This is a genomic window from Corallococcus exercitus, assembly GCF_003611585.1.
GTDB lineage: Bacteria > Myxococcota > Myxococcia > Myxococcales > Myxococcaceae > Corallococcus > Corallococcus exercitus.
In genome coordinates this window covers 1-7,484 of sequence record NZ_RAVW01000448.1, presented here as the reverse complement: position 1 = coordinate 7,484, position 7,484 = coordinate 1, and the positions used below count along the sequence as shown (strand labels likewise).

The 7,484-nt window shown below is 68.5% G+C and carries 7 protein-coding genes; 1 reads left to right on the top strand and 6 read right to left on the bottom strand.

Annotation, left to right across the window (positions count from 1 at the left end):
* Nucleotides 1-122 precede the first annotated feature (122 nt).
* The 6 genes from D7W79_RS35320 to D7W79_RS35295 all read right to left on the bottom strand — a co-directional run bounded on the left by D7W79_RS35320 (nt 123) and on the right by D7W79_RS35295 (nt 6,440).
* The gene (locus tag D7W79_RS35320; protein ID WP_120529717.1) at nt 123-707 is read right to left on the bottom strand and encodes a type IV pilus inner membrane component PilO; all 585 of its coding nucleotides are present in this window, start codon (nt 705-707) and stop codon (nt 123-125) included.
* Nucleotides 708-729: 22 nt separating this feature from the next.
* The gene (locus D7W79_RS35315; protein WP_120529716.1) at nt 730-1,413 is read right to left on the bottom strand and encodes a PilN domain-containing protein; all 684 of its coding nucleotides are present in this window, start codon (nt 1,411-1,413) and stop codon (nt 730-732) included.
* A gap of 32 nt (nt 1,414-1,445) precedes the next feature.
* Entirely contained in the window at nt 1,446-2,528 is a 1,083-nt protein-coding gene (gene pilM, locus D7W79_RS35310) for a type IV pilus assembly protein PilM (RefSeq protein ID WP_014399064.1), read from the bottom strand.
* Nucleotides 2,529-2,770: 242 nt separating this feature from the next.
* Nucleotides 2,771-4,183: a sigma-54-dependent transcriptional regulator gene (locus D7W79_RS35305; protein WP_120529715.1), complete on the bottom strand. Its 1,413-nt coding sequence runs from the start codon at nt 4,181-4,183 to the stop codon at nt 2,771-2,773.
* Between the two features lie 36 nt (nt 4,184-4,219).
* Complete coding sequence (locus D7W79_RS35300) at nt 4,220-5,338, bottom strand: sensor histidine kinase (protein WP_120529714.1); 1,119 nt, start codon at nt 5,336-5,338, stop codon at nt 4,220-4,222.
* Nucleotides 5,339-5,360: 22 nt separating this feature from the next.
* Nucleotides 5,361-6,440, bottom strand: a complete 1,080-nt coding sequence (locus tag D7W79_RS35295) for a prepilin peptidase (protein ID WP_120529713.1) — start codon at nt 6,438-6,440, stop codon at nt 5,361-5,363.
* 230 nt (nt 6,441-6,670) lie between these two features.
* Here D7W79_RS35295 and D7W79_RS35290 point away from each other — a divergent pair, with 230 nt between their 5' ends.
* Entirely contained in the window at nt 6,671-7,264 is a 594-nt protein-coding gene (locus tag D7W79_RS35290) for a prepilin-type N-terminal cleavage/methylation domain-containing protein (RefSeq protein WP_120529712.1), read from the top strand.
* The last annotated feature ends 220 nt before the right edge of the window (nt 7,265-7,484 follow it).

Genomic DNA, 7,484 nt, shown 5'->3' with positions numbered 1-7,484 from the left:
GGCTGGGGGCGTGTCCTCACAAGCGGACAGGGTCAGCGCCATCACCGCAGCGGTCATCGTGGACTTGAACGTCTTCATCCGCGTCATCCCTTGTCGCCCCAGTTGCAGGGCGGATCAAGTTTCTAGTTTCTCTTCGTCTCGATGAACCGGAACGTCGTCGCCAGGAAGCTGCTCTGGAGGACCACCTTCTCGTTCTTCAGGGTCGCGCTATCGAGCTTGATGTTGTTGACGTTCACGATGCGGCGCATGTTCGCCATCTCCTGCAGGAACATGGCGATCTCGTGGTAGTTGCCGCTCACCGTCATCTTGATGGGGATGCGCGCGAAGAACTCGCCGCCCTGGACGAACTCCTTGTCGGGCTCCACGCGGGAGATCTCCAGGCCGGACTTCTTGCCGATGTCGTTGATCTGCGCGAGCAGCTCTTCCATGTCGCGCCGCTCCGGCAGCTCCGTGAGGGCCTCCGCCAGCTTCTGCTCGAGCACGTCCATCTCACGACGGCGCTCGTTGAGGTTCTGGGCGATCTCGCTCTTCTCCGCGAGCTCCAGGTCCAGCTTCCGGCGCTCCGAGTTGCGGCGGCCGATGTCCTCTTCCGTGGGCTGGATGAAGGAGAAGAAGTTGGCCACGGTCAAGAGGACGACGAGGGCCGCGAGTCCGCCGAACTTCGCGGCGGGAGGGGCCTTCGCGAGTTGATCCAGGTATTTTTCCATGACAGGGGTCCTTCGCCGCCAATCAGATGGCGTAGTTGGCGGTGAGGGTGAGCTTGAACTCGACGAAGGACGTGGCGCCGGCCTGGGTGGGCTTGGTCTGCACCGCGTTGGTCAGTTCGATGTTCCCGAAGAAGGGCTTGATGTCGCTCGAGGAGAACTCCTCCACGCTGGCGGTCTCCGTGTTGAAGAGCTCCACGCGAGCCGTCTTGCTGACGCCGCGGCCCTGATCCACCAGGCGCCCCATGCCCTTGGGCGTCCACACCATGCCGCCCAGGCCGCGCATCAGCTCCGCGACCTCGTCGTGGCTGACGGCGGCGCCGTTGATGGTCACGCTGTTGGAGGCCTCCACGAAGTCCTTGAGCCAGACCTTCTTGGGCATGGCGGAGGACAGCGCGTCCAGCATGCGCACCGGCCCGTTGCGGCCCTTGCGCAGCGTGTCCAGCACCGCGAGCTTCTTCTCCACCTCCGCCTTGCGGGCGTTGATGTTGGTCACCTCGCCGATGACCTTCTCCAGCTCCGCGATCTTCGCGCGCGTCTGGGCGATGCCCTGGTTGGCCCGCTGCAGCTCGCCGTCGCGGTCCGCGTACCAGAAGTAGTTGCCCACCACCGCGGCGATCAGGACCGCGGCGTAGAGGGCCAGCACCTGCCGGCCCATCTCCCGCTTCTTCACCGCCCGGACGGGCAGCAGGTTGATTCGGATCATCATGTGCGTTCAGTTCCTCAAAGGTCAGAGCGGTATCAGCCCAGCTTGTCGCCCGGGCGCCGGAGCGCCAGTCCCACCGCCACCGCGGCCATGGGCGCCACGTCCATGATGAACGCGGGGTCGAACTTGCGGTTGTCCACTTCAATCTTCCGGAACGGGTTGAGGATCTCCACCGGCACGCCGGTCCGCGCCTCGATGGTCTTGAACAGGGCGGGAATCTTCGCGGTGCCGCCGGACAGGTAGACCTTGGTGAAGTTCGAGTCCGCGGCGGTGCCCGCGTAGAAGTCCAGCGAGCGCTGGATTTCGCCGGCCACCTGCTCCGCGACGCTGGAGAGCACGCGCTCCACGTCCTGGGGAACGACGGCGTCCGCGTCCGCGCGGTTGCCACCGATCTTCAGCGCCTCCGCCTCCTCGTAGGAGACGTTGAGCTGCTTCTGGATCTCTTCGGTGAACTGGTTGCCGCCGATGGTCACGTCGCGGGTGAAGACGGTGACGCCGTTGGCGATGATGTTGATGTTCACCACGGAGGCGCCGGCGTTGATGAGGACGACGGTCTCCTTGTCCGGCAGCTCGTAGTTCGTGGAGAACATGTTCTGGACGGCGAACGCGTCCACGTCCACCACCACCGGCGCGAGGCCCGCCTCGGAGACCACGGTGGTGTAGTCGTTGATCATGTCCTTCTTGGCGGCCACCAGCAGCACGTCCATCTGACCGGTGGCGTCGTTGCCGCCGCCGTCGAGGATCTGCGTGTCGATGTTCACGTCCTTCACGTCGAAGGGGATGTACTGCTCCGCCTCCCACTGGATGCTCTCCTCGAGCTCTTCCTGGCTCATGCGGGGCATCTGGATCTTCTTGATGATGACCGAGTGGCCGGACACGCCGATGGCGACGTCCTTGCCCTTGACCTTCAGTTCGGACATCAGCTCCTGGACGGCCTGGACGATGGCCGTGGAGTTCATCAGCGCGCCGTCCACGATGGCTTCCGGAGGCAGCGGCTTCATTCCGAAGCTCTGGAGCGCGTAGCCGACTTCGCCGCGCTTGCGCTGCTCCTTGAGCATGATCATCTTGATCGACGTCGACCCGATATCCAGCCCGAGTGCCAGTTTGCCCTTCGCCATGCGTAACTCCATCGGAGAGGCGGCCAGCGTAGCACCGGCTTTATGCCCCTCCTAAAAAGTGCGTGGCGCCCGGCCGCCCTGCGGACGGGAGAGCGCCGTGAAGACCCACCACGACCGCGGCCCCCTGCCTCACCTTCGCGGAGGCCCGATTTTCCGGCCCCGGACGCGTTCCGTCAAATGGCGCCGGAGGATTCCTGCCAGGGGATTCTTGAAAGGCCGCCAGCCGGGCACCTCCCCTGCCCTCAGGTCCGGGTGCCCTCGGCGTCCGGATCGATGCCGTACTCCTTGATCTTGTAGAGGAGCGCCCGGTGGCTGATGTCCAGCACCTCCGCCGCCCGGGTGCGGTTGCCCTTCGTGCGCCGCAGCGCCGCCCGGATGTAGGACTCCTCCAGCTCCCGGATAGCGCGCTTGAGCGACAGGTCGCCTCCAGCCTGTAGCGGCGCGGCCGTCCCGGCCGGAGCGGGTGCGGAAGCCGCCCACAGCTTTTCCGGCAGGCTGCCAGGCGCGACGTGGGTGCCCTCCGCGAGCAGCACCGCGCGCTCCATGGCGTTCTCCAATTCGCGCACATTGCCCGGCCAGCCGTAGGCCGTCATCAGGGCCTCCGCTTCCGGGGTGAAGCCCTCCACCGGTGGATCACGGTTGAGCTCGCGGTTGAAGCGGTGGAGGAACGTGCGGGCGAGCAGCGGGATGTCCTCGCGGCGCTCGCGCAGGGGCGGCAGGGTGAGGTTCACGACGTTGAGGCGGTAGTAGAGGTCCTCGCGGAAGTCGCCCTTCTCCACCAGCTTGCCCAGGTCGCGCAGCGTGGCGGCCACGACGCGCACGTCCACGCGCTCCACGCGGCTTTCGCCCACCGGCCGGATTTCCCCCTCCTGCAGCACGCGCAACAGCTTCACCTGCGCGCCCAGGGGCAGCTCGCCCACCTCGTCGAGGAAGAGCGTGCCGCCGTCGGCCTCCGCGAACAGGCCCCGGCGGGCGGTGCGCGCGTCGGTGAAGGCGCCCTTCGCGTGGCCGAACAGCTCGCTCTCCAGGAGGCCGTGGGGGATGGCGCCGCAGTTGACGGCGACGAAGGGCATGGCGGCGCGGCGGCTCTGGCCGTGCAGCTCGCGCGCGATGAGCTCCTTGCCGGTGCCGCTCTCCCCGGAGATGAGGACCGTGGTGTCCACGGGCGCCACGCGCGCCACCTGCTTGAGCACCGCCTGGAGCGCGGCGCTCTGCCCCAGGATGTGGCCTCCGGACGCGCCGGGCAGCTGCGCCTCGTGCAGCCGGCGGTTCTCGCGCACCAGCCGCTCGCGCTCCTGCGCCTTGCGCAGGACGAGGACGAGCTCCTCCGGCTTGAAGGGCTTCTGGACGTAGTCGTAGGCGCCCGCCTGCACCGCCTCCAGCGCCTGCTCCTGGGAGCCGTACGCGCTCATCACCACCACGGTGAGGCCGGGCTGCTCCGCGAGCGCCGCCTTGAGCACCGACAGCCCGTCGCGCTTCGGCATGCGCACGTCCGTCACCAGGACGTCGTAGGCGCGGGCGGACAGTTCGCGCAGGGCCTCGTCTCCGTCGGCGACGGCGCGCACGTCGTAGCCCTTGTCGGTCAGCACCAGGGTGAGGATGTGGCGGATGGACGGCTCGTCGTCGGCGACGAGGACGGTGCGGAAGAGGGGCATGGGGTGCGGCCCATCATATGCCGTCCGGCCACGCCGTCAGGCTGCTGGCAGCGACAACCGGAAGCACGCGCCGCCGCCCGCGCCGTCGCGCGCGTCCAGCCGGCCGCCCATGCCCTGGGCCAGGTTCAGCGACACCGCGAGTCCAAGGCCCGTGCCCTGGCGCCCCTTGGTGGTGAAGAACGGCTCGAAGAGGTGCGCTCGCACCTCTGGTGACAGGCCCGGGCCGCTGTCCTGGACGTCCACCAGGACGAGCGCGTCCTCGCGCCGGGTGGAGATGCGCACGCGGCCCTCGCCCCCCATGGCCTGGGCGGCGTTGAGCAGCAGGTTGATGAGGATCTGCGACAGGGGGCCTGGATCCGCGCGGGCCAGCAGACCGGGCGTCACCTCCAGCGAGACGTCTACCCGGTCCAGCTCCGGCCCGGCGCGCACCAGCCGCACGCACGTCTCCACCACCTGCCCCACGTCCACCGGCCCGGGCTGGGTGCTGGCCGGACGGCCCAGGTCCAGGAGCCCCCGCACGATGCGGTCGATGCGGAGCACCTCGTCGTCGATGCGCTCCAGGAAGTCCTTCAGCTCCGGCCCCTGCGCCCTGGAGCGCGCCAGGGAGAGGTAGCCCAGGATGCCCGCCAGCGGGTTGCCCACCTCGTGCGCCACGCCAGCGGCCAGCTTCCCCACCGTGGCCAGCCGCTCGGAGGCGACCAGCTCCGTCTGCGCCCGCGCGAGCCGGGCGTTCGCCTCGCGCAGCGCCTCCAGCTGCGAGCGCGTGAGGGCCTGCTCCTGGCGCAGCGCCTCCGCCATGCGCCTCAGCTCGCCCTGGATGCGCGACAGGAACGGCCCGCCCTGACCGGAGAGCGGCACGTCCAACTGCAGCCGGCCCAGCTGCTCCACGGACTTCTCCATGGCGCGCAGCGGGCGGCCCACCGCCAAGTACAACACGCCGTAGGCCAGGACCGTCAGCACCAGCAGGTCCAGCCCCAGCGCCAGCGGCAGGAAGGCGCGGATCCGCGCCAGGCCCTCCATGTCCAGCGACCCCGGCAGCGCCAGCCGGCGCGCCGTGTCCAGAAGGCGGATCAACACCGGCTGCAGCGTGAGCCACGACAGGCCCGTGGACAGCGAGCCCAGGAGGAACGCCACGCTGGCGATGCGCCACTTCATCCCAGCACCGGCGCCAGGCCCCTCACCGCGTCCCCCCGAGCATCAGCGCCACCTCCAGCGGCAGCACGCGCGCGAGCAACGGCCCCAGGAGCATCACCTCCAGCCCCGCCAGCGCCAGCCACGGGCCGAAGGGGATGTTGGTGGGGCCGGGGACCCACTCCTCCTCCTCCCCCGCTTCGTCCAGCTCCGCGTCGGGGATGGGCTGGAAGAGCAGGCACCAGGGCACGAGCACCACCCGCTTCCACAGGGGCAGGCCGGGCTTCGTGAAGTCCCACGTCATCGTGGGCTCGGGCTCCTCCGCCGCTTCCGCTTCCGCGGGCGCCTCCATTGGAGAAGTCAGGGACACGTCGGCCTGCGGATCCTGGGCGGGTGGAGGCAGGGCTTCGGCTTCCGGCGCGCCGCGCGGGCCCGCCCTTCCCGTGAGGGCGAGCAGCGCCACGCCCACGATGGAGCCCTGAAGCGACGAGAAGAAGAGGATGCCCAGCAGCGAGTGCCAGCCCAGGAACGCGCCCAGGAGCGCGACGAGGAACTTGTCCCCGCCACCCAAGGCCTCGCGCTTGAAGGCGCGCCAACCGATGTACTCCATCAACCGGAAGCCGAGGAACCCCACCGCCGCGCCCAGCCCCGCCTGCGCCACGGCCTCACTGCCCTGGGGAATGGCCAGCAGCACACCCGCGGCGATGCCCGGCAGCGTCAGCGAGAACGGGAGGATCCAATGTTCCAGGTCGATGAAGGTGAGCGGCACCAGCAGGAACACGAGCACCAGCGCGGGCACCAGTTCGTACGTCCAGTCAAAGCGCCTGAGACACGCGAGGAACAACAGCCCCGTGAGCAGCTCCACCAGGACGTAGCGCGGGGAGATGGGCATGCCGCAGCCGCGACACTTCCCGCGCAGGCCCAGCCACGACAGGACGGGGATGTTCTCGTACCAGGAGAGTACGTGCCCGCACTTCGGGCAGCGGGAGCCGGGCCGCACGATGCTCAGTCCTTCGGGCACCCGCGCGATGACGACATTGAGGAAGGAGCCGATGCACAGGCCGAGGATGAACAGGAAGAGGATGAAGAGGGGCTCGGCCCAGCCCGGCGCGTAGGTGAACGTCACGGAGCCCGGAATCCTACCCGCCGCTTCCGGAGCTGGCGACTGCGCGATGGAGGACGAAAACCGTCAGCGCCGGTGACAAAAATTGGCAGCTCTCCGGCTGATCCATCCCCTCCCCGGCCCGCCTGCCCTGGGAATCCCGGGGGTTGGGCGGATTGTTCGGCGTGGCACTCTTCGTGCTAAGAGTTCGCACGTCGTTCAACCCCCCTCTGCCTGCTGCGGAGTTCCCAAACATGATGAACCGTCTCTTCCGGAAGAAGGGTGGCTTCACCCTCATCGAGCTGATGATCGTGGTCGCCATCATCGGCATCCTGGCCGCCATCGCCATCCCGAACTTCATCCGCTTCCAGGCGAAGTCGAAGCAGTCCGAGGCCAAGACGAACCTCAAGGCCATCTTCACGGCGCAGAAGTCGTACTTCGGTGAGAAGGACAAGTACGTCACCGACTTCACGGTCATCGGTTTCGACCCGGAGCCCGCGAACCGCTACAGCTACGGCCTGGCCGCTGGCTGCGCCAAGGCGGTTGCCGCCAACGCCCGCTCCACGGACGCCAAGATCGGCTGCATCGGACAGGACCAGGCCAAGTTCAATACCGCGCCGCCCCCCGCGGACGCCTTCGCCGCCCTGGGCGTGACGGGCACCTGCCCCAGCTGCGCCTTCGCCGCGAGCGCCATTGGTAACGTCGACAACGACCCGCCGGGCGACGTGTGGGGCATCACCTCCGAGCCGACGGGCGGCGACCTGGCCCTGAACTGCGGCATCGACACCACCAAGGTGGCCGCCGGCGAGCCGGGCAACGCGTACAACGACGTGAGCTGCACCAACTAATCCGCCGCACGCCACCTCCCTGCTTCTGACAGCGCGAAGCAGGAGTGGCACAATCGATGGGGCGCCCGGGCATAATCGGGCGCCCCATTTTCGTTGGTGGGAGCCATGCTCAAGGTGTTGGAACTGCTGCGATTCGCCCCGGGCTTGCTGCTGGTGGCGGTGATGTCCGCGCCGCCCGGCCGTCCCCCGCAGAAACAGGGAGGAGGCCCCCTGCCTGTCT

Coding starts and splice junctions, on each gene's coding strand:
- D7W79_RS35305 (WP_120529715.1), bottom strand. CDS start 4,183: ATGCCCCTCTTCCGCACCGTCCTCGTCGCCGACGACGAGCCGTCCATC.
- D7W79_RS35300 (WP_120529714.1), bottom strand. CDS start 5,338: ATGAAGTGGCGCATCGCCAGCGTGGCGTTCCTCCTGGGCTCGCTGTCC.
- D7W79_RS35290 (WP_120529712.1), top strand. CDS start 6,671: ATGATGAACCGTCTCTTCCGGAAGAAGGGTGGCTTCACCCTCATCGAG.
- D7W79_RS35315 (WP_120529716.1), bottom strand. CDS start 1,413: ATGATGATCCGAATCAACCTGCTGCCCGTCCGGGCGGTGAAGAAGCGG.
- pilM (WP_014399064.1), bottom strand. CDS start 2,528: ATGGCGAAGGGCAAACTGGCACTCGGGCTGGATATCGGGTCGACGTCG.
- D7W79_RS35320 (WP_120529717.1), bottom strand. CDS start 707: ATGGAAAAATACCTGGATCAACTCGCGAAGGCCCCTCCCGCCGCGAAG.